This window comes from Cellulosimicrobium arenosum (assembly GCF_014837295.1).
In the GTDB taxonomy this organism is placed as follows: domain Bacteria; phylum Actinomycetota; class Actinomycetes; order Actinomycetales; family Cellulomonadaceae; genus Cellulosimicrobium; species Cellulosimicrobium arenosum.
Genome location: NZ_JACYHB010000002.1, coordinates 195,942 through 215,773 on the forward strand (window position 1 = coordinate 195,942; position 19,832 = coordinate 215,773).

18 protein-coding genes are annotated in these 19,832 nt (G+C 74.0%); 6 read left to right on the forward strand and 12 right to left on the reverse strand.

Going from position 1 to position 19,832, the window contains the following annotated elements:
• Positions 1–8 precede the first annotated feature (8 nt).
• The 3 genes from IF651_RS03815 to IF651_RS03825 all read right to left on the reverse strand — a co-directional run bounded on the left by IF651_RS03815 (position 9) and on the right by IF651_RS03825 (position 3,252).
• Positions 9–911: a VOC family protein gene (locus IF651_RS03815; protein WP_191827914.1), complete on the reverse strand. Its 903-nt coding sequence runs from the start codon at positions 909–911 to the stop codon at positions 9–11.
• 128 nt (positions 912–1,039) lie between these two features.
• On the reverse strand, positions 1,040–2,098 hold the full coding sequence (locus tag IF651_RS03820; RefSeq protein WP_191827752.1) for a hypothetical protein: 1,059 nt from the start codon (positions 2,096–2,098) through the stop codon (positions 1,040–1,042).
• Positions 2,095–3,252 carry an SPFH domain-containing protein gene (locus tag IF651_RS03825; protein ID WP_191827753.1) on the reverse strand — a complete coding sequence of 386 codons (1,158 nt, stop codon included), beginning with the start codon at positions 3,250–3,252 and terminating at the stop codon, positions 2,095–2,097. Before IF651_RS03825 ends, IF651_RS03820 begins: the two co-directional genes overlap by 4 nt.
• A gap of 163 nt (positions 3,253–3,415) precedes the next feature.
• Between IF651_RS03825 and IF651_RS03830 the strand changes: the two genes are divergently transcribed.
• Positions 3,416–4,057, forward strand: a complete 642-nt coding sequence (locus IF651_RS03830; protein WP_191827754.1) for a nucleotidyltransferase family protein — start codon at positions 3,416–3,418, stop codon at positions 4,055–4,057.
• A 58-nt stretch (positions 4,058–4,115) separates the two neighbouring features.
• On the opposite strand, the gene IF651_RS03835 is transcribed toward IF651_RS03830, so the two are convergent.
• Genes IF651_RS03835 through IF651_RS03845 form a run of 3 tightly spaced genes read right to left on the reverse strand, consistent with a single transcriptional unit; the run spans position 4,116 to position 9,126 of the window.
• Positions 4,116–7,025, reverse strand: a complete 2,910-nt coding sequence (locus tag IF651_RS03835) for a molybdopterin-dependent oxidoreductase (RefSeq protein WP_191827755.1) — start codon at positions 7,023–7,025, stop codon at positions 4,116–4,118.
• The gene (locus IF651_RS03840; RefSeq protein WP_191827756.1) at positions 7,022–7,915 is read right to left on the reverse strand and encodes an FAD binding domain-containing protein; all 894 of its coding nucleotides are present in this window, start codon (positions 7,913–7,915) and stop codon (positions 7,022–7,024) included. The genes IF651_RS03835 and IF651_RS03840 overlap by 4 nt, the downstream gene beginning before the upstream one ends.
• The gene (locus tag IF651_RS03845) at positions 7,915–9,126 is read right to left on the reverse strand and encodes an XdhC family protein (protein ID WP_191827757.1); all 1,212 of its coding nucleotides are present in this window, start codon (positions 9,124–9,126) and stop codon (positions 7,915–7,917) included. The genes IF651_RS03840 and IF651_RS03845 overlap by 1 nt, the downstream gene beginning before the upstream one ends.
• 224 nt (positions 9,127–9,350) lie before the next feature.
• On the opposite strand from IF651_RS03845, the gene moaA reads away from it, so the two are divergent.
• Complete coding sequence (moaA, locus tag IF651_RS03850; protein ID WP_191827758.1) at positions 9,351–10,451, forward strand: GTP 3',8-cyclase MoaA; 1,101 nt, start codon at positions 9,351–9,353, stop codon at positions 10,449–10,451.
• 173 nt (positions 10,452–10,624) lie between these two features.
• Entirely contained in the window at positions 10,625–10,876 is a 252-nt protein-coding gene (locus tag IF651_RS03855) for a hypothetical protein (RefSeq protein ID WP_191827759.1), read from the forward strand.
• A gap of 10 nt (positions 10,877–10,886) precedes the next feature.
• Here IF651_RS03855 and IF651_RS03860 read toward each other — a convergent pair whose 3' ends face one another.
• Both IF651_RS03860 and IF651_RS03865 read right to left on the reverse strand, forming a co-directional pair.
• Entirely contained in the window at positions 10,887–11,345 is a 459-nt protein-coding gene (locus IF651_RS03860; protein ID WP_338403757.1) for a molybdenum cofactor biosynthesis protein MoaE, read from the reverse strand.
• Positions 11,342–12,535 (reverse strand): molybdopterin molybdotransferase MoeA, encoded by a 1,194-nt coding sequence (locus IF651_RS03865; protein WP_191827760.1) that lies wholly within the window; start codon positions 12,533–12,535, stop codon positions 11,342–11,344. Before IF651_RS03865 ends, IF651_RS03860 begins: the two co-directional genes overlap by 4 nt.
• Positions 12,536–12,669: 134 nt before the next feature.
• On the opposite strand from IF651_RS03865, the gene IF651_RS03870 reads away from it, so the two are divergent.
• The gene (locus IF651_RS03870) at positions 12,670–13,284 is read left to right on the forward strand and encodes a redoxin domain-containing protein (RefSeq protein ID WP_191827761.1); all 615 of its coding nucleotides are present in this window, start codon (positions 12,670–12,672) and stop codon (positions 13,282–13,284) included.
• 3 nt (positions 13,285–13,287) lie between these two features.
• Positions 13,288–14,172 (forward strand): cytochrome c biogenesis protein CcdA, encoded by an 885-nt coding sequence (locus tag IF651_RS03875; protein WP_191827762.1) that lies wholly within the window; start codon positions 13,288–13,290, stop codon positions 14,170–14,172.
• 45 nt (positions 14,173–14,217) lie between these two features.
• Here IF651_RS03875 and IF651_RS03880 read toward each other — a convergent pair whose 3' ends face one another.
• Positions 14,218–15,720, reverse strand: a complete 1,503-nt coding sequence (locus tag IF651_RS03880) for an NCS2 family permease (protein WP_338403758.1) — start codon at positions 15,718–15,720, stop codon at positions 14,218–14,220.
• A gap of 50 nt (positions 15,721–15,770) precedes the next feature.
• Positions 15,771–16,289, reverse strand: coding sequence for a nucleoside deaminase (locus tag IF651_RS03885; protein ID WP_191827763.1), 519 nt, complete (start codon positions 16,287–16,289; stop codon positions 15,771–15,773).
• Positions 16,290–16,655: 366 nt separating this feature from the next.
• Between IF651_RS03885 and nhaA the strand changes: the two genes are divergently transcribed.
• Positions 16,656–18,071 (forward strand): Na+/H+ antiporter NhaA, encoded by a 1,416-nt coding sequence (nhaA, locus tag IF651_RS03890; RefSeq protein WP_241744081.1) that lies wholly within the window; start codon positions 16,656–16,658, stop codon positions 18,069–18,071.
• Between the two features lie 18 nt (positions 18,072–18,089).
• Here the strand turns inward: nhaA and IF651_RS03895 are convergent, their stop codons facing one another.
• The gene (locus tag IF651_RS03895) at positions 18,090–18,644 is read right to left on the reverse strand and encodes a DsbA family protein (RefSeq protein WP_338403759.1); all 555 of its coding nucleotides are present in this window, start codon (positions 18,642–18,644) and stop codon (positions 18,090–18,092) included.
• A 49-nt stretch (positions 18,645–18,693) separates the two neighbouring features.
• Complete coding sequence (locus IF651_RS03900) at positions 18,694–19,824, reverse strand: DUF2235 domain-containing protein (protein ID WP_191827765.1); 1,131 nt, start codon at positions 19,822–19,824, stop codon at positions 18,694–18,696.
• Positions 19,825–19,832 lie beyond the last annotated feature (8 nt).

Consider the following 19,832-nt stretch of genomic DNA (forward strand, 5'->3'; position numbering starts at 1 on the left):
GCCGAGCCTCAGCGCTCGGCCCGCACCTCGACCCGGTTGCGCCACGGGTCGTCGAACCGGAGCGTCGCGCCGTCGTCCTGCACCGCCGTCGCGGACCGCACGAGCCGCTCGCGCAGGGCGGAGACGTCGTCCGCGGTCGGGACCGTGATCGCGACCGTGCCCAGCCCGAGCGTCGACGCCCGCGGGCCCGCACCCCGGCTGTTCCACGAGTTCATCGCCATGTGGTGGTGGTAGCCGCCGGCGGACACGAACAGCGCGCCCGGCACCGCGGCGGTCTCCTCGAAGCCGAGCGTGCCGACGTAGAACGCGCGCGCACCCGCGACGTCCCCCACCTGCAGGTGCACGTGCCCCACGACCGCCGACCCGTCGGCACCACCCGCACCGGTCTCCCCCACCGTGCTGCGGTCTCCGGCCAGGAGATCGCGCGACGCGTCGCTGAGGTGCTCCGAGAGGAAGCCGTCCGGGTCGAGGAACGTCGTGTCCATGCGCACGCCGTCCGCGCCCCACGACCACGTCTCGCGCGGCCGGTCGGCGTACAGCTCGACCCCGTTCCCCTCCGGGTCCGTGAAGTAGAACGCCTGCGAGACGAGATGGTCCGCGCTGCCGACGAACGTGCTCGGCGCGGTCGTCGCGACCGAGGCGAGCGCGTGGGCGAGCCCGACCTCGTCGTCGAACAGCACGGCGGTGTGGAACAGGCCCGCCTCGCCACGGCCCGCGATCGGCAGGTCCGGGGTGCGGTGCAGGACGACGAGCGGGGTCGGGCCGCGGCCCAGGACGACCGTCTCGGCGGCGTGGACGCCGTCGGGCAGCTCGAGCGTGGCGGGCGCCGGCAGGACCGCGAGCGACAGCGCGTCGCGGTAGTAGCGCGTCATGAGGTCCAGGTCGCGTACGCGCAGGGTCACGGCGGCCATGCGCGTCGCCGGAGCGAGCAGGTCGTCGCTCGGCCGGGTGGCGGGTGCGGGCAGTGGGTTCACGGCAGGACCTCTCGTCACGGGTAGTTTCATCTTCAACTAACCGCGTCAGGCAGGAATTCCCGTCCCTATGCCAGGAGCTGGTACAGCACGATCACGGCCGCGACGATCACCAGCCCGGCGAGCACCGCCCCCGTGATCTTCCACGGGCTGTACGGCCGGTTGCCCACGACCTCGCCCGTGTTGGCGTTGACCATGACCTGCCACTGCCGCCCCGCGTACACGTAGGTCGCGAGCCACAGCGGGAGCAGCACGAGCTTGAACATCACCGCCATGTAGGCGGTGTCGATCCGGTGGATGCGCTGCTCGTCACCGCCGATGTCCGACGTGACGTCCGAGCGGATCACGGACTCCATCGTCCCCTTCGCGCGGTCGAGCCCGACGGGCGGGTCGACGTCGTAGCGCGCGGTCGAGTACCCGGCCAGGTACTCGGGGCGGTACGGCACCGCGGCACCCAGGTCCCACGGCCCCACCTTCTCGAACTTCTCGGGGAGCTGCGTGAACGCCGGTACGAGCACGTCGTCGAACGAGCGCGCGACCGTGCCCCACGCCGGGCGCCATCGCACCCGGCGCTCGCGCCTCTCGTTGTCCCCGCTGCCGACGGTGACGTAGTACGCGTCCCCGCGCTGGCCCGAGTACTCCGACGTGGTCTGCGCGTCGAACGTCCAGTGCGGCACGTACGTCCCGCGCAGCGCCTCGGTGTCGCCCACGTGCTTGAGCGCGTTCGGCGCGAACCAGCGCGAGCGCACCCAGCGACGGAACTCGTCACGGGCCGCGGGCCCCGGCACGGCGAACGGGAGGACGGCCTCGGGCGGGAGGACGCCCGTGGCGACCGCGGCCGCGACCAGGTGGCCGCCGCAGAACTGGCAGTGGTCGGACAGGTAGCTGCTCGCCGTCGTCGCGCCGCAGCCGTCGCACGTCAGCTCGTGCAACGGGACCGAGGCGACGGGGGCCGTGGCGCCCGTCGCGAGCCAGGTGTCGTACGAGTGCTCGTCGACCCGCTCGTGGGGCGCGTGGGCGATCTCGATGCGTGAGCGGCACGCGACGCACTCGAGCGCGCCCGTGCCGGGCGCGTACGTCATCTGCGACCCGCACGCGTCGCAGCGCGTGCTCAGCAGCTCGCTCACGCATCCTCCCCGGCCGCGGTCGGCGGCAGCGGCGGCGGCGACGCCACGAACAGGTGCGCGAGCACCGCGACCTGGCCCGCGGGTTCCCAGCCGCTCATGCCCTGCTGCCAGACGAGCGTGTCGCGCGTGATCTCCCCGCTCGCGGTGCGGGTAGCGAGGTCCTCGACGGGCGCCGGCCCCGACTGCGCCCCGCCGTTCGCCCAGAACCACGGCGCAGCCTGGGCCGGAAGCGGCGGTGGACCGCCCGGAGTGCTCTGGGCGGGGGCGGGAGCAGGGGTGGAGGCCGGTGCCGGAGCCGCCGGCTCCCCCAGCGACCGCGCCATCTGCTGGCCCATCGCCATGCCCATGCCGAGGCCGAGGCCTTCGCCCGCGCCGCCCGGGTTGGCGGCGGCGGTCTCGATCGCGTCGGCCGACTGGAACTTCGTGTAGGCGTCGAGGTTCCCGACGAGGCCCATCTGCGTGCGCTTGTCGAGCGCCGCCTCCACCTCGGGCGGGAACGACACGTTCTCGATGACGAACCGCGGCACCGCGACGCCGTACTCGTGGAGGTCCTCGGTGAGCTGTCCCGCGAGGCGCTGGGAGATCTCGCGCTGGTTCGCGGCGAGGTCGATCGCCGCGACGCCGGCCTCGGCGAGCGCCGGGCCGAGCTGACCCACGATCGTGCGCCGCAGGTAGTCGCCGATCTCCTCGGTGCGGAACTGCGGGTCGGTGCCGACGAGCTGGCGCAGCAGGGCGGGCGGGTCGACGACCTGGAGCGCGTACGTGCCGAACCCGCGCAGGCGCACGGCACCGAGCTCGGGATCGCGCAGCATCACCGGGTTCTGCGTGCCCCACGTGAAGTCGGTGAACTGGCGCGTGGAGACGAAGTACACCTCGGCCTTGAACGGCGAGCTGAACCCGTACTTCCAGCCCTTGAGCGTCGAGAGGACCGGGAGGTTCTTGGTCTCGAGCGTGTACGTGCCCGGCTCGAACACGTCGGCGAGCAGGCCCTCGTTGACGAACACGGCCGTCTGGCCCTCGCGCACCACGAGCCGGGCCTCGTTCTTGATCTCGTTCCCCTGCCGGGGGAAGCGCCACACGATCGTGTCCCGGCTGTCGTCGAGGAACTCGATGATGTCGATCAGCTGGCCGCGCAGCTTGTCCATGAAGCTCATCCGGGACTCCTTCGCGTGGGTGCGTCCGCGGTCACGGACGGAGACGGGGACGACGAGCGTCCCCCGGGGCAGCATAGTGGCAGCGGCATGCACCGGGGGAAGTTGCGTCAACGAACGGCAAAGTTCACCGGGTGGCCGATCGGCGCGCGTCTAGGCTGTCCCCATGTCGACCGGCCCCGGGACGAGCGTCGCGGTGCTGCTCGCCGCAGGTGCGGGCACGCGGCTCGGCCGCGGTCCCAAGGCGCTGCTCCCACGTCGTGGTCGCTCGCTCGTGGACCACGCCGTCGACGTGCTCCTCGACGGCGGGTGCGACACCGTGGTCGTCGTCCTCGGGGCCGAGGCGGCACGGGTCGTGGCCGAGGCGGCGCTCGACCGGCCCGGTGTGCAGGTCGTGGTCAACGACGACTGGGCGTCCGGCATGGCGTCCTCGCTGCGTGCGGGCACGGACGCGGCGCTGGGGCTCGGCGCGGCACGGGTCGTCGTGTCCCACGTCGACCAGCCCGGCACGGTGCCCGACGACGTCGCGCGCCTCCTCGCCGCCCACCGGCCCGAGCGTGTGGCCGTGTCCCGGTGGTCGGATGTTCCGTCCGCCGGCACCACCGGTCCGGACGGGACCGGCACGACGCGCTGGGCGCACCCCCTCGTCCTCGACGCCGCGCTCGCGGGGCCGGCCGCCGCGAGCGCGCGCGGCGACCGGGGCGCGCGTGAGTTCCTGCGCGAGCACGCCGACCTGATCGACGTCGTCGAGCACCCCGGCGACGGCCGCGACCTCGACACGGAGTCGGACCTCGACCTCCTGTCCTGACCGGAGCTCCGCTCCTGACCACCGGAGCCAGGTCGACCGTCCGGCGGCGTGCCGGCGCTCACGAGGCGCAGACGCCGGCAGCCTTCATCCCCAGGTAGACCAGGTCCCGCGCGAGCGGCAGCTCCGCGAACCGGACGCCGGTCGCGGCGCGGATCGCGTTCGCGAGCGCCGGGGCGACCGGGTTGAACGGGCTCTCGCTCATCGACTTGGCCCCCATCGGCCCCGTCGTGTCGCTGGTCCGCGCGAAGTAGACCTCGCTGCGGGGTACGTCGGCGAACGTGGGCAGGTGGTACTGACGGAAGATGTCGGTCGTCACTCGGCCGGCGTCGTCCACCACGACGTTCTCGTAGAGCGCTGCGCCGAGCGCCTGCGCGATGCCGCCCTCGATCTGCCCGCGGCACTGCCGCGGGTTGACGACCTCGCCGGCGTCGGCGGCCTGGACGGACTGCAGGATGCGGATCTCGCCCGTCCCGCGATGGACCGCGACGCGGAACCCGTGCACGTTGAACGCGACGGACCGGGGCGTGCCGCCCCAGCGCCCCTCGGCGACGAGCTCGATCCCGGCCGCGGTGGCGGCGCGCGCGACGTCGGGCAGGGCGACGACCGTGCCTGCGCAGTCGACCCCGCCCGGCACGAGCCGGCAGTCCCCCGGCGCCGCGCCGTCCGCCTCCGGCATGCCGGCCGCGACCTTGAGCACGGTCTCGGCGAGCTCGCTCGCGGCCGCGAGCGAGGCCTTGCCGGCGACGACGGTTCCCGTCGACCCGAAGGCGCCCGTGTCGTGCTCGACGAGGTCGGTGTCCGACTGGCGCACGACGACGTCGCCCGCGTCCTGGCCGAGCGCGCTCGCGACGAGCTGGGCATGGACCGTCGTCGTGCCGTTGCCGAACTCGGCCGTGCCGACCTCGGCCACCACGGTGCCGTCCGCGCGCACCCGCACGCGTGCGTGCGAGTAGTGCCCGCGCGGCGGGACGGTGTCGATCATCGACAGGGCGGTCCCCTCGCCGACGCCCCACTCGTCGCCGACGTCCGGCAGCCCGTCCGCGCCCTCGCCGTAGGTCGCGACGTCGCGCGCCCGGCCGCGCGCGAGCGCGTCGGCGGCGAGGTCGAGGCACTGGTCGAGGCCGTAGCTGCCGTAGAGGACGTCCACCTCGGGCGTGGGGTGGGTCGAGAGCATCGGGTCGCCCTCGCGCACGACGTTGCGCCGCCGCAGCTCGTGCGGGTCCATGCCGATCTGGCGCGCGAGCTCGTCGACCGCGGACTCGACCGCGAAGATCATCTGCGACAGCCCGTAGCCACGGAACGCCCCCGCGGGCACGGTGTTCGTGTAGACGCTGTGGGCGTCGACCTTCTTGTTCTCGCACCGGTAGACCGCGAGCGACTCGCCGCACCCGTGGAACATGACGCCCGGGCCGTGGTTGCCGTAGGCCCCGGTGTTGGTCAGGACGTCCAGGTGCAGGGCGGTGAGCGTGCCGTCCCGTCGCGCGCCGGCGCGCACCCGGATGCGGAACGGGTGGCGCGTCGTCGTCGCGGTGAACTGCTCGCTGCGCGTGAGCTCGAGCTGGACGGGGCGCTGCAGGGCGAGCGTCGCCAGGCTCACGACGTCCTCCGTGAGGACCTCCTGCTTGCCGCCGAAACCGCCGCCCACGCGCTCGCAGTACACGCGCACCCGTTCCGGGTCGAGGTCGAGGACGCGCGCGAGGTGGCGGCGCGCCAGGTAGGGCACCTGGGTGGACGAGCGCACGACGAGCCGCCCGTCGTCGTCCAGCGACGCGATCGAGCAGTGCGTCTCGAGCGCGGCGTGCTGCACGCGCTGGGTGCGGTAGGTCGCCTCGTGCACGACGTCGGCCTCCGCGAGCCCCCGCTCGACGTCGCCGAGCTCGCTGTGCACCTCGGCGACGACGTTCGCCTCGGGTCGTGACACACGCGCGGCCGTCGCGTCCAGGTCGGGGTGGACGAGCGCAGCACCCGGGGTCATCGCCTCCTCGGGGTCGACGACGGCGGGCAGCTCCTCGTACGTGACCCGGACCCGGCGTACGCCCTCCTCCGCGGCGGCCACGGTGTCGGCGACGACCGCCGCGACACGCTGCCCGACGAACCGCACGACGTCGTCGAGGAGGCGCGTGTCGTCCGGGTCGTCGGTGAACAGCTCGTGCTGGGCGGTCGAGAACCGGATGCTCGGAGCGTCGGCATGGGTGAGCACGGCCTGCACGCCCGGGACCGCGAGCGCCGCGCTCGTGTCGATCGCCACGACGCGTGCGTGCGCGTGCGGCGAGCGCACGAGCTTCAGGTGCAGCAGTCCGGGGTAGTCGGCCGGGTCGACGTCGAGCGTGTACCGCACGGCCCCGGTCACGACCCCGTGCCCGGCTGGTGCGGGCACGTCGGTACCGAACCCCCGGACGGCCGAGTCGGCCGCGTGCTCGGACGCAGTCCCGCCGTCGTGCGCGTGGTCGCACGGCACGGCACCCGCCGCGTGCTCGCGACCGCAGCCCGCGCCGTCGAGCACGGCCGCACCGATCGCGCGGTAGCCCGTGCAGCGGCACAGGTTGCCCTTGAGGTTGCGCGGCAGGTCCTCGCGCTGCGCGTCGTCGAAGGTCGCGGCCGTCATGATCATCCCGGCGGTGCAGAACCCGCACTGGAACCCCTGCGCGTCGAGGAACTGCTGCTGGACGGGGTGCAGCTCGTCGTCCGCCGTTCCCTGCTCGTGGGAGGTGGCCGCGAGCCCGGCGATCGTGGTGACCTCGTGCCCCGCGGCGCGCCGCGCCGGGTAGAGGCACGAGTGCACGGGCACGCCGTCGACGTGCACCGTGCACGCGCCGCAGTCGCCGCCGTCGCAGCCCTTCTTGACGCCGAGGGCGCCCTGCTCGCGCAGGAACGTGCGCAGGCACTGGCCGGCGCGCGGCTCGTCGGTGACGGTCCTGCCGTCGACGACGAGGGGCCGGGCCTCGTCCAGGTGTCGGTCCGTGGTCATCGGTCGTCTCCGTCCGTGCTGGGCCCGGCGGCAGGTCTCGCGAGCTCGGCGCGGATCTCCTCGGCGAGGCGGTAGGTCATGTCCCGGCGCCACGCGGGCAGACCGTGGATGTCGTCGTGCCACAGGTCGCCGTCGATCGCGGCGTCGAGCGCGTCGGCCAGGTCCGCGCCCGCCGGGAACGCGTCTGCCGCGAAGCGCAGCTGGACGGGCCGGCGCGTCGCGGCGGTCACGGTCAGGACGAGCCCCCCGCCGGCGTCGGGCCCGGAACCCCCGGGCGGGTCGACGCGACCGATCAGCAGGACGCCCGACCGGCCCAGGTTGGACAGCGACAGCCGCCGGAACGCGGTGCGCGAGCGCAGCGCCCGCGCCGGCACCCGGATCGCCCGCAGCAGCTCGCCCGGCGCGAGGGTGTTGCGCATGTCCCCCGTCACGAGCTCCGCGACCGGCTGCGAACGGCGCGAGCCGCCGGGTCCCCAGACCTCCGCCACGCCGTCGAGCGCAGCCGTCAGGGACGTCATCGGCCCGGCCGGCAGCGACGTGCAGACGTTGCCGCCGACGGTCGAGGAGTTCCAGATCTTGAAGGACGCGACGAACGCGTCGCAGGACGGGCGGACCAGGTCGAGCGCGGTCCAGGCCTCGCGGACCGGCGCCGCGGCGGCCGAGTCCTCGAACGCGTACAGCTCGGCGACCGTGCACGTCGCGGCGATCTCGAGGCCGTCGTCGCTCACCGTCAGCGAGGGCCAGCCCGCGGCGGTCAGGTCGAGCAGGCGCCGCAGGGTCTGGCTGCCGTAGGAGAACAGCACCGTGCCGCCCGCGAGCCACGCGTCACCCTCGCGCCAGTCGGCGGGGTCGGCGGTGGGGACCAGGTCCGTGACCGTGTTCATGTCCATCAGCGGGCCTCCTCGGGCGGGTGGGGGACGGTGGGCGGGGCGTGCAGCGGGCCGTCGGTCCTGCTGAGCGGTCGCAGCGCCGCGGCGCCGGCCCGTCCGTGCCGCGTCGCGACGACCTCCGCGGCGACGGCGACGGCGACCTCCTCGGGCGTGACGGCGCCGAGGTCGAGTCCGACGGGTGAGCGCAGGCGCGCCAGCCCGGCCTCGCCCACGCCCTCGGCGCGCAGGGCGTGCACCCGCTGCTCGTGCGAGCGCCGCGACCCCATCGCCCCGACGTACGCGAGCGGCAGGCCGAGCGCGAGGCGCAGGAGCGGGACGTCGAACTTCGCGTCGTGCGTCAGGACGGCGACGGCGGTGCGCTCGTCGACCCTCCCCGCGTCGACCTCGGCGGCGAGGTAGCGGTCGGGCCACTCGACCACGACCTCGTCCGCGCCCGGGAAGCGGCGCGGGTCGGCGAACACCTCGCGCGCGTCGACGAGCGTCGTGCGGAATCCCAGCAGCCCGACGGCGCGCACGAGCGCGGCGGCGAAGTCGTTGGCCCCGCACACGAGGAACCTCGGCGGAGGCAGCCGGGTCTCGACGAGCAGGGTGACCGGCTCGGTCTCGTCGTCGCACGCGTCCCCCGGCACGCCGTGCCGTGCGCCGGGTCCCCGGTGCGCGGCGTGGACGGTCGCCGTCCCGCCCGTGCGGAGCACCGCGCGGACCTGCGTCGTGGCGGTGTCGAGGGCGTCCGGACCGACGAGGTCCGCGAGCAGGCGGGCGACCGACGGCGCGTCGGTCGTCGCCGGGTCCTCGAGCACCACGGCGGTCCGCCGGGCCCCGTCGATGCGTCGCACGAGCGCGACCGGACCGTTGCCCGACCGGAGCGACGCGAGGACGCGGGCGGCGTCGTCGTCGGGGAGGACCGGCTGGACGTGCACGTCGAGCGTGCCACCACAGCTGAGCCCGACGGCGAACGCGTCGTCGTCGCTGTATCCGAACGTCTCGCGGTGGCACTCGCCCGTGGCGATCGCGTCGAGCGCGACCGCGTGCACCGCGGCCTCGACGCAGCCGCCGGACACGGTGCCGATCACGGCGCCGTCGGCGCGCACCGCCATCGCCGTGCCCACGGGGCGCGGCACGGAGCCCGACGCCGCGACCACGGTCGCGACGGCGAACGGGACCTGCCCCGGGCCGAGCCACGGGGCGAGGCTGTCGACGATGTGGAGCATCGTGGTCTCGCTTCCGCCAGGGTGCCGGCGAACCGACGTCCTTCCAGTGAACCCTTGCGGTGAGTCCCCTGCGTGTCCGGGTCCGCGTCAGCCGTGACGCGGTGGAAACACAGGGCTTGATTCCGCCGTTGGACTTCCGCCAGATGGAATCTTGATTCCGTCTGGCGGGTTTCACGCTAGCACGTCGTCACACGCGCGTCACGAGAGGTGTCTACGATCGACGCATGGCCGCAGTCGTTCTCCCGATGCCCAGGATGCGCACCGGCACGCCGTCGGGCGCCGGTCCGCTCCCCGCCGACCGCCCGGGGACCGACGCGCTCGTGGACCGGTTCGGACGGGTCGCGCGCGACCTGCGGATCTCGATCACCGAGAAGTGCACGCTGCGCTGCACGTACTGCATGCCTGCCGAGGGACTGCCCGCGATCGCTCGCGACGACCTCCTCGCACCCGCCGAGATCGCACGGCTCGTGTCCGTCGCCGTCGGCCGGCTCGGGATCACCGACGTGCGCTTCACCGGCGGCGAGCCCCTCGTGCGGCGCGACCTCGCCGAGATCCTGCGCCAGTCGCGCGCCGCGGCGCCGGACGTGTCGATCTCCATGACGACCAACGCGATCGGGCTCGACAAGCGGGTCCAGGAGCTCGTCGCTGCGGGCCTCGACCGCGTGAACATCTCGCTCGACTCCGTGGACCGCGACGACTTCGCGCGCCTCACGCGCCGCGACCGGCTGCCCGACGTGCTGCGCGGGGTCCGGGGCGCGCTCGCCGCAGGGCTCGCGCCCGTCAAGCTCAACGCCGTCCTCATGCCCGAGACCCTCGCGGGCGCTGCGGACCTGCTCGCCTGGGCCGTCGAGCACGGGTGCCACCCGCGATTCATCGAGCAGATGCCGCTCGACGCGGACGGGCACTGGACGCGCGACGACCTGGTCTCCGCCGCGGACCTGCTGGGGGTCCTCGGCGAGCGCTTCGACCTCGTCGAGGTGGGGCGCGACGACCCGTCCGCGCCGGCCGAGGAGTGGCTGGTCGACGGCGGCCCGCAGACCGTCGGCATCATCGCGTCCGTCACGCGCTCGTTCTGCGGCGACTGCGACCGCACGCGCCTCACCGCGGAGGGCACGGTCCGCTCGTGCCTGTTCGGCGACGACGAGACCGACCTGCGCGCGATCCTGCGCTCCACCGACCTGACCGAGGACGAGCGCGACGACGCGATCATGGTGGCGTGGCAGGGCGCGATGTGGGCCAAGCCGCTCGCGCACGGCAGCGACTCCCCGGTCTCGCCGGACGCGTTCGCGCCGACCGCGCGCAGCATGGGCGCGATCGGCGGCTGACGCTCCGCCAGGGTCGCGGCCATGACCATCGTTCTCGTCGGCGGCGGACCGGACACGACACGGTCGCCCGACGTCGCGGCACCTCGACGGTGTCACGCACGTCACGGGGTGAGCCCGCTCACCATGATGCATTTTCCCAGGTCAGCGAGCGGCGCGGACCCTATCATGGTCACGTGACGACGATCTCCGCCCAGCCTGCCCCCACGTCCGCGACGACCTCCTCCGAGGCCCCCGACAACACGGTGTCGGCACGTCCGATCTACCGCGAGGACACCGCGTCCGCCCAGTGGACCGTCGGCACCAAGACCGTGATCGGCATCACCGTCGGCGCCGTCCTCGGCACCGTGGCCCTCAGCTGGTTCGGGCTGGTCCTCGGCACCGCCGTCGGCCTCGGCATCGGCCTGCTGCTCGACAACCGCCGCTGATCCCCCGCGCTCAGAGGCCCACCCACTCCGACACCCCGTCGGTGAAGTGCTGGCGCTTCCATATCGGCACCTCGGCCTTGATGCGCTCGACCAGCAGCGAGCACGCCTCGAACGCCTCGCGGCGGTGGCCGGCGGCTGCCGCCGCGACGAGCGCGACGTCTCCCACGACGAGCGTCCCGTACCGGTGCACGGCGGCGACCCGCAGCCCGGTCTCGGCCGCCACGGACTCGACGCAGCGCCGCAGCACGGCGGTCGCGTCGGGGTGCGCCTCGTAGTCGAGCCCGGTCACACCGCGGTGGTCGTCGACGTCCCGCACGACGCCGCGGAACGTCACGACCGCACCGCAACCGGGGCTGCCGACGGCGTCCTCCACGGCCCGCGACACCGCACCGTCCAGCACGTCGGTCGTCACGCGGCTGACCCGCACGGCGTGGCCCTCCGCCCGCTCGAGGTCCTCGGGTCCGCTCACAGCTCCCACACCTCCACCTCGTCGCCCTCCGCGAGGGCGGTCACGTCCTGCGGGACGTCGATCAGCACGTCGGCCCGCGCCATCGTCACCACGAGGTGCGACCCGGCGCCACCCACGGGACGCACCCGGGCGCCGTCGCGCACGCCGCGCAGCAGCTGACGCCTCCCTGGCGGTGACGCGACCGGCACCGCCAGGGCCAGACGACCCCGCGGGGCGGGCGGCAGCCCGACCGCGCGGCGCAGCGCGTCGCGGACGAGCACGACGAAGGAGACCTGCGCGCTCACCGGGTTGCCCGGGAACGCGACGAGCGGCGTGCCCGCGAACGTCCCCCAGCCCTGCGGGCCGCCCGGCTGCATCGCGACGGACCGGAACCGCACCCCGCGCTCGCCGAGCACGTCCTTGACCACCTCGTACGCCCCCTGGCTCACGCCCCCGGAGGTCAGGACGAGGTCCGCGCGACCCGCGGCGTCGGCGAGCACCCGCTCGAGGTCGCCCGGCTCGTCGCCCGTGCGGGCCTGCACCACGAGCTCACCCCCGGCGAGGGCCACGGCCGCCGCGAGGGCCGTCGCGTTCGCGTCGTACACCTGGCCGGGCGCGAGCGGCTCTCCCGGCACGGCGAGCTCGGCACCGGTCGACACGACGGCGACGTGCGGTCGCGCCCACACCTCGACCCGGCCCACGCCGGTCGCGGCACACGCCGCGAGGCGGGTAGGAGTCAGCAGGCTCCCGGCCGGGACGACGACGTCTCCCGCCCCGACGTCGCTGCCCGCCTCGCGCACGTGCTGCCCCGGCTCGACGGTCGGCTCGCAGGAGACCTCCGGTGGCCGCACACCGGCCGAGAACGCCCCGACCGACGTCCGCTCGACGGGGACGACCGCGTCCGCGCCGTCGGGCACCGGGGCTCCCGTCATGATCCGCGCGGCGGTCCCCGGGACGAGCGCGGCGACGTCCCGCGCGCCCGCGGGGACCTCCGCCACCACACGGAGCGTCGCGCCGTCGGCCGTGTCCGCCGCGCGGACCGCGAAGCCGTCCATCTGCGCGTTCCGGAACGCCGGGACCGGGGCGAGCGCCGCCACGTCGGCCGCGAGCACGCGGCCCGCCGCCTCGGCCAGCCCGGTGACCTCCCGGCGCGCCAGCGGCGCCAGGAGCGCCTCGACGTCGGCGCGGTGCTCGTCGAGCGTGGTGGCCATGGGGACACGGTAGTCGGTGGTCGACGGCGTCAGGCACCCGTCAGGTGCACGGAACCGCCCGGGGCCCGGCCCTGCGCGCACACTGGAGGGAGCACCGTGCGCGACCGCGCGGCGCGTCCGACGAAGGAGTCATCATGTCCCGCACCGCCCGCCTGGCCGCCGCGGTCGTGCTGCTCGCCGGGACCTTGGGTGCGTGCGCCACCTCCGGCACGTCCGACACGGGCGACGGCGCCGGGGACGCGGCGACCGACACGTCCGCGACTCCCGAGGAGTCGGACCCCGAGGACGCCGCGACCGACGACACGACGGCGCAGGACGACGCGCAGCCCGCGGACGTCGACCCCGACCTGCTCCAGGTCTCCGGCACGACGCTCGACGGCGAGCAGCTCGACCTCGCGTCGCTGGCCGGCGAGCCCGTCGTCCTGTGGTTCTGGGCACCCTGGTGCACGGTGTGCCGGGGCGAGGCCCCGGACGTGGCCGAGATCGCGGACGACCTGGACGGCGAGGTGACGTTCGTGGGCGTCCCGGGCCTGGGCGAGCCGGACGCGATGCAGGAGTTCGTGGACACCACGGGGACGGAGGGGTTCACCCACCTCGTCGACGACGACGGGACCGTCTGGAACCACTTCGGTGTCGTGTCCCAACCGTCCTACGTGTTCGTCTCGCCCGACGGCACCTGGGAGGGCGTCCAGGGCGCGATGGGGTACGACCAGCTCTCCGACGAGGCGAACCGGCTCGCCGAGGGCTGACCCGTGGATCCCGTCCTCCTGTCCGTCGCACTGCTGGCGGGGGCCGTGGCCGCGTTCAACCCGTGCGGGTTCGCGCTCCTGCCCGCCTATCTCACGCTGCTCGTCGCGAGCCCGCCCGAGGGCGAGGGCTCGACGGCCGCCGCGGTCCGGCGCGGTGCCCTGTTCGCCGCGGCGATGACGACCGGGTTCGTGGCCGTGTTCGCCGTGCTCGGCCTCGCGCTGTCGACCGTCGCGACCGGGATCGAGCGCTGGCTGCCCGTGCTGACGATCGCCGTCGGCGTCGCCCTGGTGGCTCTGGGTGCGTGGCTCCTGACCGGCCACAGCCTCGGCATCGCTGCCCTCGGCCGCTACGGCTGGGCCCCGCGCCGGTCCTGGTGGTCCCAGGTCGGGTACGGCGTGACGTTCGCGCTCGCGTCGCTCAGCTGCACCATCGCGCCCTTCCTCGCCGTGACCGGCGGTGCCATGAGCGCCGGTGGCGCGCTCGCGGCGCTCGCGGTGTACGTGGTGTACGCGCTCGGGATGGGAGCGGTCGTGGGCGTGCTCGCGCTCGCGGCGGCGACCGCCTCGGCCGGCCTCGTCGGCCGGATGCGGCGCGCCGCACCCGTCGTCTACCGCCTGTCGGGGGTCCTGCTGGTCCTCGCCGGCGCGTACGTCGCCTGGTACGGCTGGTACGAGCTGCGGGTCCTCGCCGGGTCGGCGACCGGGGACCCGGTGGTCGACGCCGCGGTCCGGGCCCAGTCCGCAGTGGTCCGGTTCGTGGCGGAGACCGGGGCGGGTGCCGTCGTCGTGGCGCTCGCCGTGCTCGCGGTCGCTGCCGTCGCCGCCGGGCTGGCGGTGCGCCGCCGGCGGCGGGCGGCGGCGGGCGAGCCCGACGCCGCGCGCGGGTGACCGGTCACCGACCGGTCACCCGCGCGGCCCGTCGGGCCCGGTCCGTCAGCCCCCGACGACCGCCGTCAGCGGTCCGCGCACGAAGTACACGAGGAAGCCTGCGGCGACCACCCACAGCAGCGGGTGCACCTCGCGCGCCTTGCCGCACGCGGTGCGCAGCAGGACCCACGTGACGAACCCGATGCCGATGCCGTTCGCGATCGAGTACGTGAGCGGCATGGTGACGACAGTGAGGAAGACCGGCAGCGCGACGGAGAAGTCGCTGAAGTCGATCTCCTTGATCTCGCGCATCATCATCGCGCCGACGACGACGAGGACCGCGCTCGCGACCTCCATCGGGACGACGGCGGTGAGCGGGGTGAGGAACATCGCGACGAGGAACAGTCCACCGGTCACGACCGACGCGAGGCCCGTGCGCGCCCCCTCACCGACGCCCGCGGCGGAGTCCACGAACACCGTGTTGGACGACGAGGAGGTCGCCCCGCCGACGACGGCGCCCACGCCCTCGACGACGAGCGCCGACTTGATGCGCGGGAAGTTCCCGTCCGCGTCGGCGAGCCCGCCCTGCTTGGCGAGGCCCGTCATCGTGCCCATGGCGTCGAAGAAGTTCGTGAAGAACAGCGTGAACACGAGCATCGTCGCCGCGAGCGCGCCGATCCGGTCGAACGCACCGAACGAGAACTGGCCGAACAGGCTCAGGTCCGGCACGGACGCGAGCGAGGCCGGGAGCTCCGGCACGGTCAGGTGCCACCCGCCCGGGTTGTCGTCGGAGGCGGGACCGAGGTGCAGGACCGCCTCGACGACGACCGAGACGATCGTCGTCGCGACCAGGCCGATGAGCAGCCCGCCCTTGACCTTGCGCGCCACGAGGACGCCCATGGTCAGCAGGCCGACGACGAACACGAGCGTCGGGACGGTCGTGATCGAGCCGCCGTCGCCGAGCTGGACCGGGGGCCCGCCCGGCGTGCGCGTGACGAAGCCCGAGTCGACGAACCCGATGAACGCGATGAACAGGCCGATGCCGACCGTGATCGCGGCCTTGAGCTGGCGCGGCACCGCGTTGAAGATCGCCGACCTCGCCCCGGTGACGGCCAGCAGGACGATGAGCAGCCCGTTGATGAGGACGAGGCCCATCGCCTCCGGCCACGTGACGTCGCCGATCACGGCGACGGCGAGGAACGAGTTGATGCCGAGACCCGCCGCGAGCGCGAACGGCAGGTTCGCGACGAGGCCGAACAGGATGGTCAGGAAGCCGGCGGCGAGACCGGTCATGGCCCCGACCTGGGCGGTCTGGAGCCACCCGCCCGCGACGTCGACGGGGGCGTTCTCGGCGCTCGTCCCGCCGAGGATGAGCGGGTTGAGGATGACGATGTACGCCATCGCGAAGAAGGTCACCAGTCCGCCGCGCAGCTCGCGGCCCGTGGTGGAGCCGCGCGCGGTGATCCTGAAGAAGCGGTCGAGGCGCGAGGAGGGAGCGCGGTCGTGCTGACGGTTGCCGCGCGGGTCGTCGTTCTCGGCGGTCTCCCGCCGGGTGCCGAGGATGGTCACGTCGTCGTGTCCTTTCGGTCGTGGTGCGGTACCGGCCGGCCCGGGGCCGGTCAGTACTCGATCCGGGTCGCGAGGACACGCCACGCGTCGAAGGGGGCGACGCTCGTGGCGTTGCGAGAGTGGACGACCTGCATCACCGGTGCTGCGCTGCCGGGGTGCGGGGCCGGGTCCACCGTCGGTTCGCACAGGTGAGCGGTGACGAAGTCGTAGAACGCCGCGTCGTCGAACCCCGCGCTCGCGGCGTCGTGGCGGTCGGCGGCGAAGGCGACCGTCCCGACGCGCGCCCACAGGGCGGACGACAGGCACATGGGGCAGGGCTCGCAGCTCGAGTAGAGCGTGGCGCCCGACAGGTCGAACGTGCCCAGCGCGGCGCACGCACGACGGATCGCGGTGACCTCGGCGTGCGCGGTCGGGTCGTTGTCCTGCGTGACCCGGTTGTTGCCCTCGAAGACCTGTCCGTCTGCGGTGACGATCACGGCGCCGAAGGGCCCTCCGGCGTTCGCGACCGAGTCCACCGCGAGGGCGACGGCACGGTCCAGGTGTACTGCTTCCACGGCAAGTGTGTCCATGGTGAGTCTCCACGGTTCGGGCAGCGCCCCGAGGTGTGCGCCGAGAGGCTCGGCGATGCTGCTCGTCGTGCGGTCCGGATGCACGGCGGGACGCTGCAGGCGATTGTTCAGATGCCGCCTGGTAGTTAGCTGCCGGTGTCGGGTCGAACGTGTCGACCACCGAGCGACTCTCCGCTCGGCCCGGGCCCGCCTTGGCAACGGGAACGCTACCTCGGAGTGACCCAGAACACAAGCATTTTGGAAGAATGCTTCCACGATGTGGATTGCCTGCCGTGCCGCCCGTTGCGGAAGCATCCGACGCCCACGAGAGTTGTCCCGTGCAGGGCGCTCCTCGCCCTGGCCGCCCTCGCCCCGGACGGAGGCCGCATGGCCGAGCCCCCCACCCTGTCCTCGATGCCCACCGTGCGCGTGCCGGACCGACCGGGTCCGCCGCTGCGGTTCCAGCTCCGTCCCGTCGCGCCCTCGCTGCGCTCCTTCCTCGCGACCGAGGCGGGCGGCGCCGTCCTGCTGCTCGTCGCCGCCGTCGTCGCGATCGTCTGGGCGAACTCCCCGTGGTCGAGCGGGTACGACGCGCTCTGGTCCGCGACCGCCGGATGGCAGGTCGGGCCGTGGGCGTTCGAGATGGACCTGCACCACTGGGTCAACGATGCGGCGATGGCCGTGTTCTTCCTCGTCATCGGGCTCGAGATCAACCGCGAGGTGACGAGCGGAGAGCTGCGGAACCGGCGCACCGTCGCGGTCCCCGCGCTCGGCGCGCTCGGCGGCCTCGCCGTGCCCGCCCTCATCTACGTCGCGTTCAACGCCGGCTCCCCCGCCGAGCACGGCTGGGGCATCGTCATGTCCACCGACACCGCGTTCCTCGTCGGGATCCTCGCGCTGTTCGGGCCCCGCTGCCCGGACCAGCTCCGCCTGTTCCTGCTCACGCTCGCGGTCGTCGACGACATCGGTGCCATCACGGTCATGGCCGTGTTCTACACCGACGACGTGTGGCTCCCGGGCCTGCTGCTCGCCGCCGTGCTCGTCGGGGCGATCGTCGTGCTGCGGTGGCTCGGCGTCTGGCGGCTCGCGCCGTACGTCGCGGTGGGGATCGCGTTGTGGGGCGCGGTCTACGCGTCGGGCGTGCACGCGACGCTCGCGGGAGTGGTCGTCGGGCTGCTCGTCCCCTCGCGGTCCGCCCGCCCGGACGACGTCGCCGTGGTCCCGCGCTACGCCAAGCGGCTCGCCCAGGAGACGACGGCGGAGCGCGAGCACGTGACCGAGCTCGCGGCCCGCGCCGCCGTCGCGCCCAGCGAACGCCTGCAACGCGTCCTGCACCCGTGGAGCGCGTACGTGGTCGTCCCGGTGTTCGGGCTCGCCAACGCGGGCGTGCACCTCGGCGCGGAGTCGTTGCGCACGGCGGCGACGTCACCGCTGACGATCGGTATCGCGGTCGCGCTCGTCGCGGGCAACGCGATCGGCATCTTCGGGGCGTCGTTCCTGGCCCTGCGGCTGGGCCTGGGGGACCTGCCCGGCCGCGTGCGGTACTCGCACCTGTTCGGTGGCGCGATCCTCGCGGGGATCGGCTTCACGATCTCGCTGTTCATCGCCGAGCTCGCGTTCGACGACGAAGCTCTCGTCGAGCAGGCGAAGATCGGCATCCTCGCGGGCTCGCTCGTCGCGGCCGTGCTCGGGTCGATCGCCCTGCGCGCCTTCGGCGAGCGCTGGCCGCTATGCTCGCCGGGGGGCGACGGACCGCCGTCGGCCCTCCCGTCGCTCCCGTGGCACGCCCCCGCGCCGAGATAGGGCCTGTCTCGGCACTGCCTACTGCCGACCGGGGCTCTCCCCCGACGACAGACGCACGGCGTCGCGCAGGGCTTCGGCCGTCAGGGCACCGCGGTAGCGCTCGCCGTCGACGAAGAGCGTGGGCGTGCCCTGCACGCCGAGAGCGAGCCCGTCCGCGTAGTCACGCCGCACGACGTCGGCGAACTGCTGGGCCGGTACGCCGACGACGGTCTCGGCATCGAGCCCGAGCGCCACCGCCCGATCGGCCAGCCCGTCGTCGTCGAGCCGGGCCTGGTGGTCGAACAGCGCCTCGTGCATCTCCCAGAACCTCCCCTGGGCTCCCGCCGCCTCGACGGCGAGCGCCGCGGTCAGCGCGTGCGGGTGCACCTCGAAGAGCGGGAAGTGCCGGAAGACGAGACGCACCCGCCCGCCCGACGACGCGACGACGTCCCGCAGCACGGGCGCGGCCGCACGGCAGTACGGGCACTCGAGGTCGCCGAACTCCACGATCGTCACCGGCGCGGACCGGTCACCCAGGACGTGCGCGTCCTCGGGCACGAGGAGTGCGGCGCGGTCCGTGGCGGGGTCGGTCACGCCTCCAGCATGGCACGCGCGCCGGTCCTGGCGACCCGGGTCGTGGTCGTCAACCGAGGACGAGCGGACGTGTGTCCGTCCGCGCGCCGGGGACCGGCTCGATCCGCTCCGCGAGGGCGGACCCTGCGGCGTCGTGCCACCAGGCGAGGTTGCGCGCATGGTGGGCGTAGTCGGACGTGCCGTCGCCCCAGAGCCGGTCGGCCGTCTCCGCGAGGAAGACGGCGTCGACGTGCTCCACCGGCACGGGGACACCGGCCAGGACCCGACGGTCACCGCGGAACCGGGGCCGCGGGCGCCACCGCTTGACGAGGTTGATCGCGCCGAACAGCAGCCCGGGCCGGAACCGGAACCGGAGCGTGTCCTCGTGGCGCAGCTGGACGAAGAGCCGGTCCTCGTCGAACGCGAGCCCGCGTGCGATCGCCTCCCCCACCATCCACAGCAGCGCCGCGTCGGACAGCGCGCGCGTCGGCGCCCCGCCGCCCACGTCGCTGTGCGCCCCCGGGAACCACACCTGCTTGACGCGTGGAGCCATCGTGGCGGGCACGGACCACAGGCACGGCTCGTAGGTGATCCGGCGGTCGTCGATCGCGAGCGCCTGCCGCGCGCACTCGACCTCGGACGAGAGCACCACGTTGTGGAACCTGCTGCGCCGTCGGCTCAGGCCGGGCACCCCGAGCGCCCCCACGGTGTCGAACACCCCGAGGAACGCGACCGGGACGCGCTCGTGGCAGTGCTCCGAGCGGAAGGACGACGCCAGCTCCCGGCGCGCGTCCACGTCCCGTGTCCGGTAGATCCGCTCGGCCTCGCACAGCTGGTCGCGCGCGAGCGCGTCCTGCGTGAGGAGCCCCACCGTCGCCATCATGCCGACGACGCTGCGTGCCGTGTACGCGCCACGGCTGAAGCCGAAGACGTAGATCTCGTCGCCCGGCTCGTAGTTGAGCGCCAGGTGCCGGTACCCCTCGACGACGTTGCGCGTGAGCCCGTAACCGAACGCGCCCCCGAGCAGGCGGTCGACCAGGTAGCCCTGGGAACCCACCCCCTCGACCGAGAACACCATCTGCTGGACCCCGTCGCCACCGACCCCGGTCCGCACGCAGCGCGTGATCTTCTCGATGTTCGACACGCTCGAGTTCACCGGCGAGTTCCATGTGCCGTCGCAGCACAGCACGAGCCGCTTCATGACGCCTC